1 pseudogene is annotated in these 395 nt (G+C 41.3%); it reads right to left on the bottom strand.

The annotated features are described in order from the left end of the window. Positions 1–215: 215 nt before the first annotated feature. A pseudogene (locus AB4486_RS24920) lies at positions 216–395 on the bottom strand (hypothetical protein); the annotation flags it as partial.

Below are 395 nucleotides of genomic sequence, written 5' to 3'. Positions count from 1 at the left end.
CTTCTTGGGATTGACTTGTTTTTACAACTGCATTATTGAGTTGTTGCTTTTGGCTATCTGACACTGCGAGTGTTGGAAAGCTAACAGCTGCTGAAATTGCAATAGCCAGCCCGGTCTTGGTGATCGTTTTATACATGACTAACTCCGAGAGTGTATAGAAACAAAGGCCACTCTATAGGTGGCCTTTTTCACTTTAACTAATCGTCAAACAACGATTATTTTTTCAAAGAATCGAATACGGCAGCAAGATCTGCGGCGGCCTTTTCGTCGTTGAATTGATTCCAAAGAGCAGAATCTTCACCACCTACTTCGTCGATAATTTTATTCATATTTGCATCATAAGCTGCTTGGTCCATACCAACTAATACATAAAGACCACCAGCAGGGCTTGCTTG

This window comes from Vibrio sp. 10N.222.55.C6 (genome assembly GCF_041473395.1).
Taxonomy (GTDB): domain Bacteria; phylum Pseudomonadota; class Gammaproteobacteria; order Enterobacterales; family Vibrionaceae; genus Vibrio; species Vibrio crassostreae_C.
The sequence above is the reverse complement of the archived record's forward strand: the minus strand, read 5'-3'. Positions and strand labels throughout refer to the sequence as shown.